Raw genomic sequence first — 19,171 nt, 5'->3', positions numbered from 1 at the left:
TATGCAGTACAATCATCATGTATCCGTAAGTGGTTTAATTGTGAATGAAAATGACGAAGTATTACTTGTCAAAAATGCATTCCGTGGGTGGGAGTGTCCAACAGGATTTGTGGCAGAACACGAATCGCTACAAAATGCCTTAGAAAGAATTATCTTTGATGAGACAGGTGTGAATATCACGATTCTTGATCTTGTTGGTATCAACAAAGACCTAACATTTAATAATGTTAATGTGGACTTTATCTGTAAGTATGAAAGTGGAGAACTTATAGCTAGTGGCAGTAGTCAAGAAGTTAAGTGGGTCAATAAAATGGATGCTAAACTCATGGTAAAAGATGCACTTGTACATGAAATGCTTCAAAACATGCTTTACTATCGTGGTAGAGTAGGTTGTTGGAATTTCAAAAAGAATCCATTTGAAATGATTGAAAAAGATGTTTATCCAAAGTTTTAAAAATTGATGAAAGATTAGATTTTACAGTCGCATACTCGCTATGCGACTTTTCATATACTTTTCAAAATGCGTCAAATGATATCCGATATAATGAAAGTGAAAGGTGGGTTTCGATATGGCATCTGGTGTAAAAGTTAATAAAAATGAATCAGCGATGGCATCTTTACAGAAACGATTACCTCATTGGATCCATCATACACGTGTTGATGAAAGTAATGTAAATGGAATGGTCTATTTACCGAAGTGTGATTGTTCGGAATGTGGATATACTGTAAGTTTTGAAAAGCCTATTTGTCCTCATTGTCATGTGAAGATGAACGTCTTTCAAAAGAAATAAATCTGATACATTTTCATGCTTTATTGCATGATTTTTCACTATTGTGGTATAATTCCAACATTAGTAAGAAAGGTGAGTGTTTATTTTGGAGGGTTCATCAGTTCCGCCGGAAGGCAATATATGTATTAAAATGACAAATGAAAGTGAGATCCGCATATGAATCAAGCAGGACAGTATATTCTAGCGATTATTGTGCTTGTTTTCTTTTCGGGTCTTTTTTCGGCTATAGAAACAGCATATTCCGTAGCGAGTAAGATTCGCTTAAAGAATATGTATAGTGATGGTGAGGAAAAAGCAGGTGAAGTATTAAAAGTTCTTGAAAACTTTGATCGCTTTTTAGTCACAGCGTTAATTGGTAATAATGTTGTTAATATTATTACAGCGACTGTAGGTACATTGTTATTTACAATGTGGGTTGGTACAAATGGCCCAACTGTATCAACGGCAGTTATTACAATCCTAGTATTGGTCTTTGGTGAAATCACACCGAAGTCACTTGCAAAGCAATTTCCAGAAAAGGTTGCGATGTATACAGTTGGATTTGTAAAGTTTGTACAAGTATTATTAACACCAATTACATGGTTGATGTTAGGTTGGCAATGGATTGTAAGTAAGGTGATTCATATTGAAGAAGATGATTCCGATATCGCAGATGAATTAATTACGATGGTAGATGAGGCAGAAAAGGATGGGGACCTAGAAGAACATGAGTCTGACTTGATTTCTGCAGCGATTGAGTTTAATGATCTTGAAGTTATGGATGTATTTACACCGCGTGTTGATATTATTGCGGTAGATATAAATGATCCAATTGAGAAGATTGAAGAAGTATATCGTCTGAATTCTTATTCACGTTTACCTGTGTATGAGTCTTCAATTGACCATATCATTGGTGTCATTCATGAAAAGGATTTTTATGAGTTGATTTATCGCAATCAAACATCTTTACGTAAGATTGTTAAACCAGTTGTTTATACAAGTCCAAACACAAAGATTTCTCAATTGTTAAAGAAGCTTCAAACAAATAAGACTCATATGGCGGTTGTCCTAGATGAATTTGGTGGTACAGACGGTATTATTACTGTCGAAGATATCATAGAAGAACTCGTGGGTGAAATTTGGGATGAACACGATATTGTCGAAGAATTCTATACAAAAATCAATGATACAACGTACCTCATTAAAGGTGATGCAGAAGTGGATGATATGTTTGATCGTTTCGACATCGAAGATGATGATGAAGATGAAGGATATATCTCTGTCTCTGGTTGGGTGATTTATCGTCTTGGTCACATTCCTGAAGTTGGAGAGTCATTTGATTATAAGAATCTGCACGTCACAGTAACAGAGGCAGACCAAAGAACTGTGTTACAGGTTAAAGTAACAATTCAAGAAACAGAAACAGAGAAAGAAGACGAGTAATTCGTTTTCTTTTCGATTATGGGAGGAGTTATGCAACAATACTTCAGTGATATACCACTTGTGGTTGGTCAAGAATACATCTTTAATAAGGATCAAGCGCATCATGCTAAGAATGTTGTTCGTTTACATCATGAAAAGATTCGATTGGTTTATGATGGAATTGGGTATTTTGCGGATGCCTATAACAAGGGTAAGGACTTTGTTGCGATGGTCTTAGAGGAAGATGAGCGTATCAATGAGATTGGTGTTGAAGTAACACTTGCGATGGGACTTATCCGTAAGGAGAAGTTTGAACTTGTATTACAGAAGGCTTGTGAACTTGGCGTAACACGTATTGTACCGTTTGAGTCTATGCGTTGTGTTGTGCGTGCTAAGAAAGAAAAAGAAGATAAGCAACAAGCACGTCGAATCGATATTCTCCAAGAAGCGGCAGAACAATGTAAACGAAATCGTATTCCGGAAATTACGCCAATCGTGCAACTAAAAGATTTAGTGAATTATCGTTCTGATGTTAATGTTTTGCCTTATGAAAATGCATACTCTAAATCAAAATTTATGACAGAAGTACTTTCACCAGGACAATCTGTCACATTTGTGATAGGACCAGAAGGTGGCTTTGCGCCAGAGGAAGTAGAGTTTTTAAAGCAGAATGGTTTTGAAGCCATTACATTAGGGAAACGTATTCTAAGAGCAGAAACGGCAGCGATGTATGCATGTGCTGTTATTAGTGAACAAAATGAAGCACATGAGAATATGCTTTAATAAAGGGTAAGATAAATGAAATTGACAGATTTTTTTGAAAACGTACCGGATATTGAAATTAAGAGTTTGATGGATGATAGTCGTAAGAAACGACCAGACTCAATCTTTTTCTGTGTTAAAGGACTTGTAAATGATGGTCATGAACATATTGATGAAGCGATTGCAAATGGCGCAATTGTCATTGTACATAGTGAGCCATTAGAAAAGATAAATCCTGATGTTACATACATCAAGGTGAAGAATGTCGTACATGTCTTTAATCAAGTTGCGGATAGTTTCTATGATTATCCTAGCCATCATATGACGATGTATGGTGTTACTGGTACAAATGGTAAGTCATCTGTAGCTTGGATTATTCGTAATATCTTAAATCAAATTGAACCAAGTGCATATGTTGGTACAATTTCCATTGAATATAACAATGTAAAACTACCACCACTAGTCGCTTCACCAAATATTGATGAAGTACACGGTATCTTGCGAGATATGGTAGATGCAGGAATTAAAAACTGTGCATATGAGGCTTCTTCTATCGCAATCGATCAGGGAAGATTGGATGCGATAGACTTTGATGTCGCAATCTTTACAAACCTGACGCATGATCACTTAGATTATCATGGTACGATGACAAACTATTTTAATGCGAAAAAGAAATTGTTTGATCAGTTGAAAGAAGAAGCAATAGCGATTGTAAATGTTGATGATCCAAGCGGTATGAAGATTGTACAAGATACACAAGCGAAGGTATTCACGTATGGTATTGACCATGAGGCTGATTATCGTGTTACAGATTATCATCTATTGAAAGATAGTACACGTTTTACTTTGCATGTTAATGATCAGGACTATCGTTTAGAGTCAAATCTCATTGCGCGTTTTAATATCTATAACCTTGTAGCTGCGATTGCGGCAGTACATCAAAAGGGTGTATCCATGGATGATATTGCAGGTTATATTCAGCACTTAAACCAGGTTGAAGGAAGAATGGAACGTATTCAAGATGGTCAACCGTTTAATCTCATTGTAGACTTTGCGCATACTGCGGATGGTATTGAAAAAGTATGTCAATACGCTTCTTCCATTACACCAAAGGATTGTCGAATTATTGCGATTACAGGTAGTGCAGGTAAACGTGATACGGCGAAGCGTCCAATATTCGGTGAGATATTAGATCGCTATTGTGATATGATTATCCTAACGGAAGATGACTCACGTGGTGAAAGTGTACGTGAAATCGCAGAAGATATTGCCAAAGGTATACATCATAAGAATTATGTGATTATCGAAGATCGTTATGATGCGATTCGACAGTCAGTTGAACTATGCTCAGAAGGAGATACCATTTTGGTATTAGGAAAAGGCAATGAAAAGTTCATGGCTCGTGAATTTGGACGTGAGCCCTATGAAGGTGATGATGTCATCTGCCATGAAGTATTGAAGAAATATTATTTTGGTGATGAAGGAGGATTAGATGAAACCGAGTAAGTATATCGACCATACAATTTTAAAACCTAACGCAACAAGTAATCAGATTATAAAGTTGTGTGAAGAAGCTGTCGCAAATGATTTTGCGTCTGTATGTATCAACCCATGTTGGATTCCAACAGCTAAGGCTGCCTTAGCAGGATCTGATGTAAAACTATGTGTTGTTGTGGGCTTTCCATTAGGTGCAATGACAACTGAAGCAAAAGTCTTTGAGACAAAAGACGCAATCGAAAAGGGCGCACAAGAAGTTGATATGGTCATCAATGTTGGTAAATTAAAAGACCACGATGATATTTATGTGACTAACGAGATTCGTCAAATTAAGAATGCATGCGGTAATATTACACTCAAGGTAATTATTGAAACATGTCTTTTAACAGATGAAGAAAAGGTACGTGCTTGTAAGGATGCAGAAGCAGCTGGTGCTGACTTTGTGAAGACATCTACCGGTTTTTCAACTGGTGGAGCAACAGTTGAAGATGTAAAACTTATGAAGAAAACTGTTGGTGATCGCTTAAAGGTAAAAGCTTCTGGTGGTATTCGTACGAAAGAAGACTTTAAGGCTATGATTGAAGCAGGTGCTGATCGTATTGGTGCCTCCGCAGGCGTTGAATTAATTAAGGAATAATTTCTATTCACAAAGTTAATAAACATAAAGGCAGAGACCTTACCCAGAAGGAACTCGCAATCAAAGCCGGATTGACCGATGCTGCCATACAAAATTATGAACTTGGAAATAGATTCCCAACAAAAGAACAAATACAAAAATAGTGTAGGCATTAGACTGTGATATTTCTACCCTTATAGACCATGAACCGAACTCCATTCACGACTTTATTCATATTATTTTTGACTATGAAAAAGAAATGCAGCTCAGACTACTGATAGATGAATCCACCAACGCCTTGCTGTCACACGATATGAACTTCAACGATTTTCTTGTAAAATGGGATGAGATGAGAAAAAACATTATAGTGGTGAAATCACAGACAAAGAATTTGAGGATTGGAAGCTATCCTATCTGAAGAAATCAAGATTCTTGAGGAAAAGTTGACTGACAAATAACAGCACCTATCTTCGAATGATTGTAGAGTTATGCAGTATAATATTTTTATATAACAAAAAAATTCAAAAACGCAATTTATGGAGCTATGCAATGGTAAAACTTATTATACTCAGAGGAAATTCGGGTAGCGGAAAAACGACAATTGCGAAAGAACTGCAACGCAAATTTGGCGAGAACACTATGCTTATTTCACAAGATGTAATTAGAAGAGAAATGCTTAGAGTGAAGGATGGACCAAATACACTCGCACTGCCACTTATAAAAGAGCTTTTGTTTTATGGTACTAGCCATAGTGATATTATTATTTTAGAAGGCATTATGTATGCAGATTGGTATAAACCTCTGTTTGAATATGCTATTCAATTATCTGACACCAAAGTATATGCATACTATTTTAATATACCTTTTGAAGAAACATTAAAACGCCACCTAACAAAACCTAATTGCAATGACTTTGGAGAGGAAACAATGCGTAGATGGTGGCGAGAAAAAGATATTTCTGATGTATTAAATGAAGTTTGTATTACAGCTGAAAGAGATATTGAAAATATTGTTAGCGATATTTATAGTGCTGTTATGAATAATTAAGTCAGAACTTACCAAAAATAACAAATCCACACAACAACTTCGCTTCCAAAGACAAAAAAGACCGCAGCACTCATGATTGCGAATATATCTGCTTTTTGATAGGAAATTATATATCGTAATTACGCAAAAAACCTGTGTAATAATCGTATAAATATCTTGCAATGGTGTAATGGATTTGGTATGATACTAATGCTTTATAAAAGAGAAAGGGGGGTTAGGAATGTCTAGAGTCGTCCTCAAAGAAAATGAGAATTTGGATGATGCGCTACGCCGTTTCAAGCGTCAGGTATCCCGCAATGGAACCCTCGCCGAAGCTCGTAAGAGAGAGTACTACGTTAAGCCTGGTGTTAAGAGAAAGCTTAAGATCGAAGCTGCTCGTAAAGCGAGAAGAAGAGGAAAATAAGGAGTGCGTAAGCATTTCTTTTTTTTATATTTTTTTACTATCTTGATTTGAGCTTGTTATAATTAACTTGCGACTAGTATTGAACCATAAATTATAATTTATTTAGGAAAAGGTGAATAATCATGTCTAAGAATGACTCAAGATTTCAGGTAAAGTTTATGTCTTTTATGTTTAAAGGCAAGGAAATTTTCAAACCTTTAAACACAGGTTTTATTGATGATAGAGTAAGTTGTATCCGAGAGTATGTCGCAAATATCTATTTCTATACTAAAGATGGCCATACGATTATGATTGATGCTGGCTATAACTATGATCGACTTGCAGAGAAGATGCAGTGGCTTGGTATCAATTCAAAGGATATTAAAGAGATTCTTGTTACACATCAGGATACTGACCATGTAGGCGCTATTGAACAAGGTAGCGATGAACTTTTTAGAGATGCGACAATCTATATTGGAAATATCGAAAATGAATATCTAGAAGGTCGAAAGCATCGTAAAGTTTTCTGGGGTTTAACAACATTACCACAGGTCATTATTGATAATCCTAAGATACTCATTGAAGATGGACAGATATTCTACATTGGTAATATTAAGATTGAAGCGTTTTTAGTACCTGGGCATACCTGGGGACATCTAGTGTATCTTGTCGATGATTGTTATCTATTTACTGGAGATACGATTTGGCTTGGGGCAGATGGAGGTTACGCATTCTTAAATACACTTGCGGAAGATCGTAGGCTTCAATGTAAATCATTACAGAGACTGAAGGAAATACTAGAAAAACGTAATCTACAATTAAAGATTATCACCGGTCATACAGGGTGGACAGATGACTTTACCTTTGCGTTTGCCCATATTGATGAAATCTGTAATTCACTAAAACGAAAGCCGAAAGTACATGACCCTAAGGCACCATATGATGGGTTTGATGAAAGCGAAGATACAGAAGAAAACGCAAGAAGTGGCTATCTTGCGCAGTGTTATAAAGCAATATAAATAACCTCCGAAATTCGGAGGTTATTTATCTAATAATTCGTTTAATCGTGTTTTATATTCTTCGATTTGTGCTTCTGTTATTTGTACCGTATGTGCATCGTAATCAAGACTTAACATGAAGTCTATCACTTTACCATCACGAATCACAGCTACATATGGAACATAAATCTTATTTGTACCATCACCTGAGACATCACCAAGTAGCTCTTGGAGTTTAACATAGGTCGGATTATTTTCGTTACGTAAATCACTTTCTTTTGTATTTTCTGGACGGACATTAACATACTTGATCTTAACATTCTTTTGGATTGCAACATCGTTTAAGATAGGCATTAAATCTTGACACCAAGGACAATCACGGAAGCCGAGAAATACGATGTGACTTTCTTTATTTTCAATATAGGAAACGACATCTTCCATTGTGGCTTTTTCAAATGGAGTGTTTTTAGCAGCTAGTAAATCCTCGTAGAGTTTAGCTTCGTCTTCGCTAGATTCACATTCCGCAAAGGCTGCACAACCACCAGAATTCTCGTTTGTGCTTGCGTTACTTGTATTTGAAGTATTTGATGTTTGAACGGTCTGTTTTGTGCATCCAGCTAATAACATCAAACTTAATAGAATCGCTATTCTTTTTTTCATTTGGAAGACTCCTTTTGTATTACAGTAGTTTAGCATAAAATCAAACTGAGCGTAAAATATTTTCAACGATGGCGATACCTGTTAAAATATTGTTACTAAGGAGACATTATTTTGGAAAATATAAAATCAATTCACTTAGAGGGAATGAAAGAGCAGATTGCGATGAATATCATTGGTAATCATGATAGAAATCTAATTGTTTTAAGTTCGCAATTTGAAAAAGATATTTCTTATCGAGATAATACATTTTTTGTTAGAAATTGTAGTGATGAAGAACTACTACTAATTCAACGTATTTTAACAGCACTTATGACACTTGCGGAACAGAATAAAGTCATTAGTGAACAAGATGTTATTTATGCAAGTCGCTTACTAGCGAAAGAGCAGACAATTGATTTTTCGCAAATGAGTTCTGAAATCATTGGTAGAACAATGAGTGGAAAGGTAATTGTGCCGAAGACGTTAGGACAGTATGCCTTTGCTAAAGCAATGGATAACGCAGCTGTGGTATTTGCGATAGGACCTGCAGGTACCGGTAAAACATTCTTGGCGGTTACCAAAGCTGTGAGTGCTTTGAAAAAAGGCGACGTAAAACGAATTGTTCTAACACGTCCTGCTGTAGAGGCGGGAGAAAGCTTAGGGTTTCTACCTGGTGATTTAAAGGAGAAGGTTGATCCATACTTAACACCTCTATATGATGCGTTACATAACATGTTGGGGAATGAACAGACAGAGAAGTTGATTGAAAAGGGTACGATTGAGATTGCGCCACTTGCGTATATGCGTGGTCGAACGCTAGATGATGCATATGTCATCTTGGATGAAGCACAAAATACAACTGCATCACAGATGAAGATGTTTCTAACAAGACTTGGTTTTGGATCTCATATGATTATCACTGGTGACGTTACTCAGATTGACTTAAATCATAACCAGACTAGTGGTCTAATTGAGGCTACTCGTATCTTAGGAGGTTTAAGTGAAATTAAAATTATGGAATTAAGTGCGGATGATGTTGTGCGTCATCCTATCGTACAGAAGATTATTGAACGCTATAGCAAAGAAGATGAACAAAGACGTAAATTGTCTTTAAAGAAGTGAGGTTAATATGGAAATCACATATATCAATAAAACGAACCAAGATATGCATGCATATGAGGAATTCTTCCGATCAATCGCAAAGCGTACAGAGAAGGAACTTAAACTAGCAAAAGATTTAGAAATCAGTGTTACGTTTGTTCGCTCTCGTACGATTCATATCATTAACCGTGATTATCGTGGGATAGATCGACCAACGGATGTCATTAGTTTTGCGATTCGTGATGGTTTAGAAGACTTCATCCCAGATGAAGAAAAAGACTTAGGTGACCTTTTTATCAATATTGATTATGCAAGAAAACAGGCGAGAGAATATGGTCACTCTGAAAAGCGTGAAATGGGATTCTTATTCACGCATGGAATTCTGCATTGCTTGGGCTATGATCATATGAATCCAGAAGATGAAAAGAAGATGTTTGCCTTACAGGATAGGATTTTAGATCCGATTATTAGTCGCAATGATAAATAAGTTCTATGTAGCATTTGTAGGTCTTGTATCTTCGTTTAAAGATAAAAGTATACAGATACAGTATGTTCTTGCGATACTGGCATGTATTGCGGCATGGATGATTGGTTGTAATTATTATGAGTGGCTTGCAGTACTTCTTTGTATTGGACTTGTAATCGTAGCCGAAATCTTAAATACATGTATTGAAAAACTATGTGATTTATATTCAACAGAAAAAAATGAAAAGATTAAGTATATTAAAGACTTAGCTGCTGGGGGTGTACTATTTGCGTCGCTCATTGCGCTAACCGTTGGTATCTTGATTTTTGTTCATCATCTATTTTAAAGGGGGTTATTATGACACGTGAAGAATTAATTGAAGAAGCATTTAAAGCAATGGAAAATAGTTACGCTCCATATTCTAATTATCATGTAGGAGCAGCTGTTCTAACCAAAGATGGAAAAGTATTCTGGGGAGCAAATATTGAGAATGCTTCTTTTGGAGCTACCAATTGTGGTGAACGTTCTGCAATCTTTGCGGCCTACTCCAATGGGTATCGTAAAGATACGATTGAAGCACTTGCAATTGTAAGTGATGGTGATCGTATTGCGGCACCATGTGGAATTTGTCGTCAAGTATTAAGCGAACTGATTACTGGTGATACACCAATCTATTTATCCAATCGTAAAGATGAGATGGATACATGCATGAATGAATTATTACCTTACCAATTTGCAACAGAGGATGTATGTCGATGAGAAGCGGTTTTGTTGCGTTAGCAGGTAGACCAAACGCTGGTAAAAGTACTTTAATCAACTCCTTGATTGGTGAAAAAGTGGCTATCGTATCTAGCAAGCCTCAGACAACACGTTCTGAGATTCGTGGTATTTATACAGATGAAAACTGCCAGATTATCTTTACCGATACACCTGGTATTCATAAACCTAAGTTTCGTCTCGAATCACGGATGAATAAAGAAGCTGCAGATGTAATCCAAGGTGTAGATTTAATCTATCTCGTAGTGGATGCGAGTGTTCCATACGCAAAAGGTGATGAGTTTGTCTTAAACATGGTTAAAAATACGGGCTTACCAGTATTTTTGGTCTTAAATAAGATTGACAAGATGAAGCCTGAGAAGATTGTAAAAGTGATTCAACAGTGGCAAGAACGCTATGACTTTGCGGAATACTTCCCATTATCCGCAAAATTTGGACGCTCCTTTGAAGATTTAATCAAGACTACAAGCAAATATCTTCCGGAAGGTGATTTATTATATCCAGCAGAGATGACGAGTGATGGCGCTGAAAACTTCCGTATTGCGGAGTTAATCCGTGAAAAGATTCTTACCCAAACAGAAGATGAAGTACCTCATGCGGCTGCAGTTATTATCGAAAATAAAGAATTCAAAAAGGACAAGGTTTATATCCAAGCAATGATACTTGTAGAGCGTGATAGCCAAAAAGGTATCATGATTGGCAAGCAAGGGCAGATGCTAAAGAAAATTGGTTCTTTAGCACGTGAAGATATCGAAAAATTACTGGGTAAGAAAGTATTCTTGGAATTGTTTGTACGCGTAGAAAGCGAATGGCGCTCACGTGATGCCCGTATTACGGAATACGGCTATGGTGGAGCAAGTCGAGATGAATGATCGTATCACTGGTTTTGTATTAAAGCAGAGTGACTATCGTGAGGCAGATGTGATACTGAGTGTGCTTACAAAAGAGTATGGAAAGTTATCTTTTGTGGCACAGGGTGTACGCAAAATGACTAGCAAAAATGCTGGCTCTATCATGCCTTATACAAAAACAGAAATCTTATTCGATTATAATGAAACAAAGACATTCTTCCGTTTGAAGAATGCACGTTGCAAGGAGTATTATCGCTCCATGCATGAAGATATCATAGCTTCTAGTGCAGCTGCAGTTGCGGCTGAACTCATCGATGTTTTAACACTACAAGCAACGAATGATATGTCGAACAATCATGAGTATGCATTTCTAGATATTGTTTTTTCAAAGTTAGATGAGGGATATGATCCAACTCTAGTACTATCATTACTATTTGTGGATATGCTTAATCTTGCAGGGTTATTACCAGATGTGGATGCATGCGTCACTTGTGGAAATACCCATGTCGTTACGGTAAGTCCGAAGGATGGAGGTTTCTTGTGTCAAGTACATGCAGAAGAACATCATATTCCATTTATGAAGACAGAAGACTTACGCCGCTTTCGTTTGTTATGTAAAGCCGGACTAGAAAAAATCGATATCGTCAACCAGTATATCGAAGGAGATATGAAGGACTTACAGTATTTCATAGACATCTTATATTTTCATGCGGACATTCAATTGAAATCGATGAATTTCTATATGCATTTACATACGATTGTATAGTCGTTTTAACCTCAAGAGAGATTTGGAAAATTTGGCTAAATCTCTTTTTCTTTTGGACTTAAGTATTTCATGAGATAGTATAACGACACTTTTTTACGTTGTGACGTATACTTAAAAGGTGAGGTGAAAATGATGGAAAAGAAAACAATCGATTTATCAAAAAGTGTATATGATATTGTAAATGCAAATCCTGAAGTAAAAGATATTATGTGTGATCTTGGTTTTACAGAAATAGTTAAGCCAATCATGTTAAATACAATGGGTAAGATGATGACTATCCCAAAGGGAGCAAGAGTAAAAGAAATTCCTCTTTCAACAATTATTGATGCTTTCGAATTAAGTGGTTTTGAAGTAATTAATACGCCTGAACAATTACAAAAACAACAGGAAGAAAAAATGAAAGCTTTATCTGCAGATTTAGGGAAGAGTAGTGATTTGAGTTCTAGTGACCGTGAGGCATTATTGAAATCCTATGTACAACGTCTCAGTAATGGTGAAGATATTGAGTCTGTAAGAAAAGATTTTGCAGCTAATTTCTCTGATGTTTCAGCTGTAGAAATTGCACGTGCTGAACAAACTCTTCTTTCAGAAGGTACAAAACTTAGCGATGTACAACGCTTGTGTGATGTCCATTCTGCGTTATTCCATGGCGCAACAAGAAGTGAAAAAATTGCGAATGCGGAGAAGGAAGTAGAACGTTCAGCAGAAGAGGAACGCGTTTTAGATACGATTGCTAGTTTTGATGAACAAACAGCAGATGCTACAACTGTATTAATGCGTACACCAGGGCATCCTTTAAATATTCTTGAATTAGAGAATGCACAGATTGAAAAGCGTGTTATAGCACTAGAGGAGAAACTCAAGGAAGATGTAAAGCCAGAAGATGTTCTAGCGGATGTAAGTGAACTACGCGCAATCGAATCTCATTATAAGAAAAAAGAAGAAACAATGTTCCCACTTCTAAAGGATAAATACAATTTCCCTGGTCCAAGTGATGTAATGTGGGGTGTAGAAGATGAAATTAAACAAGAATTAAAGAAGTTTGTAGTTGAAGACACTAAAGATATGGATTCATTGAGACGTGTTGTTAAGCGTATGAATGAAATGATTTTCAAAGAAAAGAATATCTTATTCCCACTAGTAACGAATTATTTTACTGAGGATGAATGGATTGCAATCGCAAGAGACTTTCCAATGTATGGGTATTGCTACCTTGCCAAAGAAGATGTACCAGTATGGGATAAGGTAAAAGAACTTAAACAACCAAGTATTATCCACAATGAAAATATCGAGATTTCAGGTGGACATATGAATCTAAAGCAGTTAAAGGCAATGCTGAATACACTACCTTTTGAAATTACACTTGTTGATGAAAATGACATAAACATCTATTTCAATGAAGGTGAGAAGGTATTTACACGTCCTCAAATGGCAATTGGTAGACCTGTATATTCATGTCATCCAAAGCGTGTCGAACCAATTGTACGTATGTTAATCAGTGATTTTAAGAAGGGTAAACGTGATAGTCTTACCATATTGTCTGAACGTTCAGGACATCCAGTTGTCATAAATTACTTTGCTTTACGTGATGATGATGGTACGTATCTTGGTACACTAGAAGCTGTACAGATTATTGATGGTCTAGCAGATGCAATCAGAAATAACAAAAAAGGACCTATTGATTTATAACGATTTCAATATCAGTTTTGAAGTGAAAATGTTGGATTCCTCTAGAGAAAACTGCTAGAGGAATTTTTATCTTTTTTAGGCGCGATATGGCATATCGTAAGATTGTAAAAATAGGTTGAAAATGCTATACTTTACAGGATATTATGGGAATATTTTGGAGGCTCATTTTCAATGGATAGACAGAAGACATTTGACTTAATTGTTTCGCATGCAAAGAATACAGGATTTGTATTTCAAGGCTCAGAAATTTATGGTGGTTTAAGTAATACATGGGACTTTGGTCCTTTAGGCGTTAACTTGAAAGATAACATCAAGCGTGCTTGGCAAAAGAAGTTTATACAAGAAGACCCAAACAATGAAGAGATTCAAGCAGCAATCTTAATGAATCCTAAGGTTTGGGAAGCATCAGGACACTTAAAGGGTTTCTCTGATCCTTTAATGGACTGCAAGCAGTGTCATACAAGACACCGTGCTGACCAATTAATTGAATCCTTCTCCAATGGAACAGTTAATCCAGAAGGTTGGAGTAATGAACAGATGGAACAGTACATCAAGGATAATAACGTTCCATGTCCTGATTGTGGTGGACATAACTTTACATCTATTCGTCAGTTTAACTTGATGTTTAAGACATTCCAAGGAACATTAGAAGATTCTAAGAATACAATTTATCTAAGACCTGAAACAGCACAGGGCATGTTTGTGGACTTCAAACAAGTGGCTCGTGCATATCGTAAGAAGTTACCATTTGGTATCTGCCAAATTGGTAAGTCCTTCCGTAATGAAATTACTCCAGGTAACTTTATCTTCCGTACACGTGAATTTGAACAGATGGAAATGGAATTCTTCTGCAAGCCAGGTACAGATGATGAGTGGTTCCCATATTGGCGTAATTTCTGCATGGATTGGATTGTGAAACTAGGCGGAAATCCAGAAAACTTACGTTTCAGAGACCACGAGAAGGAAGAGTTATCATTCTACTCCAAGGGCACAACAGATATTGAATATAAGTTCCCATGGGGTTGGGGTGAAGTCTGGGGTATCGCAGACCGTACAGACTACGACTTAACACAACACCAGAATACATCTGGTAAGGATTTAACTTACTTAGATCCAATTACAAATGAGAAGTATCTTCCATATGTAGTGGAACCAGCTGTAGGTGTTGAACGTTTATTCTTCATGTTCTTTACAGATGCATATGATGAAGAAACACTTGAGAATGGTGAGACACGTGTAGTAATGCGCTTTAACCCAGTGCTAGCACCTGTGAAGGCTGCAATCTTACCACTACGTAAGAAGTATGCTGAAAAGGCAGAAGAGATTCGTCATGAATTATCTTATGACTTTGCAGTGACATATGATGAAGCAGGTTCTATTGGTAAACGTTATCGCCGTCAAGATGAAGTTGGTACACCATTCTGTATCACAATTGACGAACAGACAATGGAAGATGGTACAGTCACAATTCGTTACCGTGATTCCATGGAACAGGAACGTATGACTGTAGAAGAAGTACGTAATAAGATTTGTAAGGAAATTCGTTTCTAAGAAGGAGGGAATATGGCAAAGATTAGTGATCATGATATAAATTCCATTCGTGAAAAAGCGGATATTGTCGATGTCATCGGTCACTATATTCAGGTTCATCGCAAAGGAAATTCGTATGTAGCGATTTGTCCTTTCCATGATGACCATGATCCATCGATGTCTATTTCATCAGAAAAGAAAATCTATAAATGCTTTGTTTGCGGTAATGGTGGTAATGTGTATACATTCGTACAAAACTACGAAAATATCACATTTCCCGAAGCCGTTGGTAGAGTTGCGTCTTTAATTAACTATCCTTTACAGGTCGATGTTGATATCGAACAGAGAACTAGTAAGGATCCACACAAAGAAGCACTTTACAATATTATGAATGCGGCGATTCAGTATATGATGTATCAACTTGATACACCTGAAGCCGCAAATGAAAAGAAGTATCTTGAAAAGCGTGGGATGACTGCTGATTTAATTCGTGAGTTTCAGATAGGCTATAACCCAAATCAGACAACGTTATATCACTTTCTACATGCCAAGGGCTTTAGTGATGCGGATATGAATCGTGCAAACTTAATACGTATCAATGAATCTGGTATCCATGATACTTTTGCGGGTCGTATTACTTTCCCAATTCATGATCAATACGGTAATCCGATTGGATTTAGTGCACGAATTCTAGATCCAAACAATCCTTCCAAGTATATCAATACAAATGAAACAGATATCTTTACCAAAGGTGATATTGTATATAACTATCACCGTGCAAAATCAGTTGCTCGTAAGGAAGGAAAGATTTACGTATGTGAAGGCGTAACAGATGTGATTGCTTTTGCTAAAGCTGGCATCTTCAATGCAGTATGTACACTTGGAACATCCTGTACAGAAAGACAGATTCATCTGTTAAAGAATATCGCTGCGAAGATTGTATTCTGTTATGATGGTGACCGTGCTGGACAGTCTGCTACCTTACGTGCAGTACATATGGCAAGAAAAGCAGGTTGTGATGTATCGGTCATTCGCAATCTGACTGGCAAAGATCCAGATGAACTTGTGCGTGAACAAGGAGCTGAAGGTTTAAAGAGTGTTCTCAAAGATGAAGTAACTTGGATGGAGTTTGTGATTGAGTATCAAGTTTCACAGACAAATCTAAATAACTACTCGGATAAAAAAGAATTGGTTCGCAAGGTACAAGCAGATATTGCAACATTACCTGATGAAGTAGATCGCCGCTACTTTACACAACAATTAGCGGAAATGACACATATGCCAGTTGACTATGTGCCACAAACAATCAATCGACCAATCAATCAAACCGTACAGAAGAAACTATCGATTCCGGATGGTTCCCTAGATGCGGAAGATTTAATACTAATGATGATGATGAAGTCGGCTGCCCATGCCCATACATTTGAAGTTGAGCTAGGGTATCTAAATGACAAGACACATAAGTTACTAGCAATGTTAATTATTGATGGTTTACATACATTTCAAGATGCTGATCTAAGTCATTTAATTGACCGTACGGATAAGCAAGAAGTAAAGGATTTACTAACAAGACTGGTATCCATGCCTGCATATGATATCGACTATGACGAAGCGGTCCTAAAAGGAGCCATTCGCAAGGTAAAAATTACAACATTGCAGAAGGAGAGAGATGCGTATTACGAACAACTCTCACAAGCCGGTCTTAACGATATGAGTCAAAAGGTGCTTATGGAAAAATACCAAAAGTGCATTCAAGAACTGAGGAGGTATCTCGATGAAGAAGGAAACAAGTAAAACTACGAAAGCTTCAAAGAAAGAAAAAGAGGAAGTTGTAGTAGAAAAAGCAACTTCCAAAAAGACAAAGGGAGTTGCGACTGAAGAAAAAACTCCAAAGAAGACAAAAGAAGTGAAAGAGAAAAAAACAAAAGTGAAAGACGACAAGAAAGACACAAAAGAAATTGAAACATATAAGCGTTCAGGTAAGGTAAAAGAATTAAAGAACCTTGATGAACTCAAAGAAGATTATAAGGAAATTGCGAAGAAGAACGGTTCCATCGCACAGAAGGATGTCATGGCATCTTTAGAGCACTTAGATATGTCTGATGATGACATGGATGAACTCTGGGATTGGTTCAATACAGAGAATATCCAGATTGTTGAAGATGAGGATATTGAAGAACTCACCGCTACAGATGACGATGATCTAGACTTACTAGACGATGATGTTGATGATGTAGAAGATGAAGATGATGACAATAAAGATCCTGATCTTGATGAGGATGATGAAGAAAAACCTTTGTCTAGACTACTTGATTTATCATCATTCTCTTCAGGTGGTAATGTACAGCTAAATGACCCTGTTAAGATGTACCTAAAGGAAATTGGACGTGTACCACTCTTAAAGCCAGAAGATGAACCTGAGATTGCAAAGCGTATTGAAGAAGGTGATGAAGAGGCTAGAAACATCTTAATCTCCAGTAACTTACGTTTAGTTGTATCTATCGCTAAGAAATATGTTGGTAGAGGTATGTTATTCCTAGATTTAATCCAGGAAGGTAACATGGGTCTTGTAAAGGCAGTTGAAAAGTTCGACTATACTAAGGGATTCAAGTTCTCTACATACGCTACATGGTGGATTCGTCAGGCCATTACACGTGCGATTGCAGACCAAGCTAGAACAATTCGTATTCCAGTACATATGGTAGAAACAATCAATAAGTTAACACGTGTTCAGCGTCAATTGGTGCAGGAATTAGGACGTGATCCTTCAGCAGAAGAAATCAGCCAACGTATGGAAGGTATCTCTCCTGAAAAGGTAAGAGAAATCCAAAAGATTGCCCTAGAACCTGTATCACTTGAAACACCAATTGGTGAAGAGGATGATTCTCACTTAGGTGACTTTATTGAAGATAAGGAAGCACTCAGTCCTGATCAATACGCAAGTAATCAGTTATTGAAGGATGAAATCAATAGCGTTCTCAGTGGTCTAACAGAACGTGAAGAAAAGGTATTACGCTTACGTTTTGGTTTATATGATGGACGTACACGTACACTGGAAGAGGTAGGACGTGAATTCAACGTTACACGTGAACGTATTCGTCAGATTGAAGCAAAAGCACTACGTAAATTGAAACATCCATCACGCTCAAAGAGATTAAAGGATTTCTTTGACAAGTAAGATGAATTTACGTATCCAGAAAATTGCGGATATGATAAACAAAGGCGTGGTCTTGGCAGATATTGGTACAGACCATGCCTTTCTTCCTATCCTAGCAATCAAACATAAAAAGGTACAAAAAGCATACGCTTGTGATATTGCAAAGGGACCATTAGAGATTGCGAAACGCAATATCCAAGCGGAGAACCTTGATACTCAAATTGAAACAATCTTGTCCAATGGATTTGACCATGTACCGCAAGACGTTGATGTTGTGGTGATTGCCGGTATGGGCTACTATACCGCAAAAGATATCTTAGAAGCCGCAGGAGAAAAACGTTTAAGTACTTGCAAACAGTTGATAGTCGAAGTCAATCGTAAGCCAGAGTTACTACGTAAATGGATTAGTGATCATCATTATACGATTGATCAAGAAGAGTTAATTACAGAGCGTGAATTTGACTATATCGCAATTAGTTTTACCACAGATTATCATGAATCATATCGTGATGATGAGATTCTCTGTGGAGTTTATCTCCAACAAAAAAAGGGGAAAGAATATCTTTCCTATTGTAATCGACAGATAGCCTTTATTGATGGGGTTTTAGCAAAATATCCACATGATGATGACTATCGTAAAGAATTATTACAACAAAAGAAATATTGGTTAGAGGCAAAATAAAAACGCGGTTCCTAGAGCC

General features: G+C 36.9%; 22 protein-coding genes. 21 read left to right on the top strand and 1 reads right to left on the bottom strand.

Annotated elements, in window-relative coordinates; translation table 11 throughout:
• Position 1 precedes the first annotated feature (1 nt).
• The 10 genes from RWM19_RS01100 (at position 2) to RWM19_RS01055 (ending at position 7,515) form a co-directional block, all read left to right on the top strand.
• Positions 2-454, top strand: coding sequence for an NUDIX domain-containing protein (locus RWM19_RS01100; protein WP_313982795.1), 453 nt, complete (start codon positions 2-4; stop codon positions 452-454).
• A gap of 115 nt (positions 455-569) precedes the next feature.
• Positions 570-791 (top strand): hypothetical protein, encoded by a 222-nt coding sequence (locus RWM19_RS01095; RefSeq protein ID WP_313982793.1) that lies wholly within the window; start codon positions 570-572, stop codon positions 789-791.
• Positions 792-947: 156 nt separating this feature from the next.
• Positions 948-2,213 carry a hemolysin family protein gene (locus RWM19_RS01090; RefSeq protein ID WP_294023959.1) on the top strand — a complete coding sequence of 422 codons (1,266 nt, stop codon included), beginning with the start codon at positions 948-950 and terminating at the stop codon, positions 2,211-2,213.
• Between the two features lie 30 nt (positions 2,214-2,243).
• Positions 2,244-2,975 carry an RsmE family RNA methyltransferase gene (locus RWM19_RS01085; RefSeq protein ID WP_313982790.1) on the top strand — a complete coding sequence of 244 codons (732 nt, stop codon included), beginning with the start codon at positions 2,244-2,246 and terminating at the stop codon, positions 2,973-2,975.
• A gap of 15 nt (positions 2,976-2,990) precedes the next feature.
• Positions 2,991-4,460: a UDP-N-acetylmuramoyl-L-alanyl-D-glutamate--2,6-diaminopimelate ligase gene (locus RWM19_RS01080; protein WP_313982788.1), complete on the top strand. Its 1,470-nt coding sequence runs from the start codon at positions 2,991-2,993 to the stop codon at positions 4,458-4,460.
• Positions 4,447-5,088, top strand: coding sequence for a deoxyribose-phosphate aldolase (deoC, locus tag RWM19_RS01075; RefSeq protein WP_313982786.1), 642 nt, complete (start codon positions 4,447-4,449; stop codon positions 5,086-5,088). The genes RWM19_RS01080 and deoC overlap by 14 nt, the downstream gene beginning before the upstream one ends.
• A 71-nt stretch (positions 5,089-5,159) precedes the next feature.
• Complete coding sequence (locus RWM19_RS01070) at positions 5,160-5,231, top strand: hypothetical protein (RefSeq protein ID WP_294023641.1); 72 nt, start codon at positions 5,160-5,162, stop codon at positions 5,229-5,231.
• Positions 5,232-5,616: 385 nt separating this feature from the next.
• Positions 5,617-6,114, top strand: coding sequence for a kinase (locus RWM19_RS01065; protein ID WP_294023637.1), 498 nt, complete (start codon positions 5,617-5,619; stop codon positions 6,112-6,114).
• 220 nt (positions 6,115-6,334) lie between these two features.
• Positions 6,335-6,517, top strand: coding sequence for a 30S ribosomal protein S21 (gene rpsU / locus RWM19_RS01060; protein WP_006525429.1), 183 nt, complete (start codon positions 6,335-6,337; stop codon positions 6,515-6,517).
• A 122-nt stretch (positions 6,518-6,639) separates the two neighbouring features.
• Positions 6,640-7,515: an MBL fold metallo-hydrolase gene (locus RWM19_RS01055; protein WP_313982783.1), complete on the top strand. Its 876-nt coding sequence runs from the start codon at positions 6,640-6,642 to the stop codon at positions 7,513-7,515.
• 21 nt (positions 7,516-7,536) lie between these two features.
• On the opposite strand, the gene RWM19_RS01050 is transcribed toward RWM19_RS01055, so the two are convergent.
• Complete coding sequence (locus tag RWM19_RS01050; RefSeq protein WP_313982781.1) at positions 7,537-8,154, bottom strand: hypothetical protein; 618 nt, start codon at positions 8,152-8,154, stop codon at positions 7,537-7,539.
• A gap of 144 nt (positions 8,155-8,298) precedes the next feature.
• On the opposite strand from RWM19_RS01050, the gene RWM19_RS01045 reads away from it, so the two are divergent.
• The 11 genes from RWM19_RS01045 (at position 8,299) to RWM19_RS00995 (ending at position 19,152) form a co-directional block, all read left to right on the top strand.
• The gene (locus RWM19_RS01045) at positions 8,299-9,255 is read left to right on the top strand and encodes a PhoH family protein (protein ID WP_313982889.1); all 957 of its coding nucleotides are present in this window, start codon (positions 8,299-8,301) and stop codon (positions 9,253-9,255) included.
• Positions 9,256-9,262: 7 nt separating this feature from the next.
• Positions 9,263-9,721: an rRNA maturation RNase YbeY gene (gene ybeY, locus RWM19_RS01040; protein ID WP_313982778.1), complete on the top strand. Its 459-nt coding sequence runs from the start codon at positions 9,263-9,265 to the stop codon at positions 9,719-9,721.
• Entirely contained in the window at positions 9,711-10,046 is a 336-nt protein-coding gene (locus RWM19_RS01035; protein ID WP_313982776.1) for a diacylglycerol kinase family protein, read from the top strand. Before ybeY ends, RWM19_RS01035 begins: the two co-directional genes overlap by 11 nt.
• A gap of 11 nt (positions 10,047-10,057) precedes the next feature.
• The gene (cdd, locus tag RWM19_RS01030) at positions 10,058-10,459 is read left to right on the top strand and encodes a cytidine deaminase (RefSeq protein ID WP_294021261.1); all 402 of its coding nucleotides are present in this window, start codon (positions 10,058-10,060) and stop codon (positions 10,457-10,459) included.
• A complete protein-coding gene (era, locus tag RWM19_RS01025) occupies positions 10,456-11,349 on the top strand; it encodes a GTPase Era (protein ID WP_313982773.1) in 894 nt (297 codons plus the stop codon). Before cdd ends, era begins: the two co-directional genes overlap by 4 nt.
• Positions 11,342-12,094, top strand: a complete 753-nt coding sequence (recO, locus tag RWM19_RS01020) for a DNA repair protein RecO (protein WP_294023631.1) — start codon at positions 11,342-11,344, stop codon at positions 12,092-12,094. The genes era and recO overlap by 8 nt, the downstream gene beginning before the upstream one ends.
• 129 nt (positions 12,095-12,223) lie before the next feature.
• Positions 12,224-13,783, top strand: a complete 1,560-nt coding sequence (locus RWM19_RS01015; protein ID WP_313982770.1) for a DUF438 domain-containing protein — start codon at positions 12,224-12,226, stop codon at positions 13,781-13,783.
• Positions 13,784-13,954: 171 nt separating this feature from the next.
• A complete protein-coding gene (locus RWM19_RS01010; RefSeq protein ID WP_294021256.1) occupies positions 13,955-15,334 on the top strand; it encodes a glycine--tRNA ligase in 1,380 nt (459 codons plus the stop codon).
• A 12-nt stretch (positions 15,335-15,346) separates the two neighbouring features.
• Complete coding sequence (gene dnaG, locus RWM19_RS01005; protein ID WP_313982767.1) at positions 15,347-17,107, top strand: DNA primase; 1,761 nt, start codon at positions 15,347-15,349, stop codon at positions 17,105-17,107.
• A gap of 163 nt (positions 17,108-17,270) precedes the next feature.
• Complete coding sequence (gene rpoD / locus RWM19_RS01000) at positions 17,271-18,491, top strand: RNA polymerase sigma factor RpoD (RefSeq protein ID WP_399553426.1); 1,221 nt, start codon at positions 17,271-17,273, stop codon at positions 18,489-18,491.
• Positions 18,481-19,152: a class I SAM-dependent methyltransferase gene (locus RWM19_RS00995; RefSeq protein WP_313982763.1), complete on the top strand. Its 672-nt coding sequence runs from the start codon at positions 18,481-18,483 to the stop codon at positions 19,150-19,152. Before rpoD ends, RWM19_RS00995 begins: the two co-directional genes overlap by 11 nt.
• Positions 19,153-19,171: the final 19 nt, after the last annotated feature.

This window comes from uncultured Solobacterium sp., from assembly GCF_963517755.1.
In the GTDB taxonomy this organism is placed as follows: domain Bacteria; phylum Bacillota_I; class Bacilli_A; order Erysipelotrichales; family Erysipelotrichaceae; genus Bulleidia.
The sequence above is the reverse complement of the archived record's forward strand: the minus strand, read 5'-3'. Positions and strand labels throughout refer to the sequence as shown.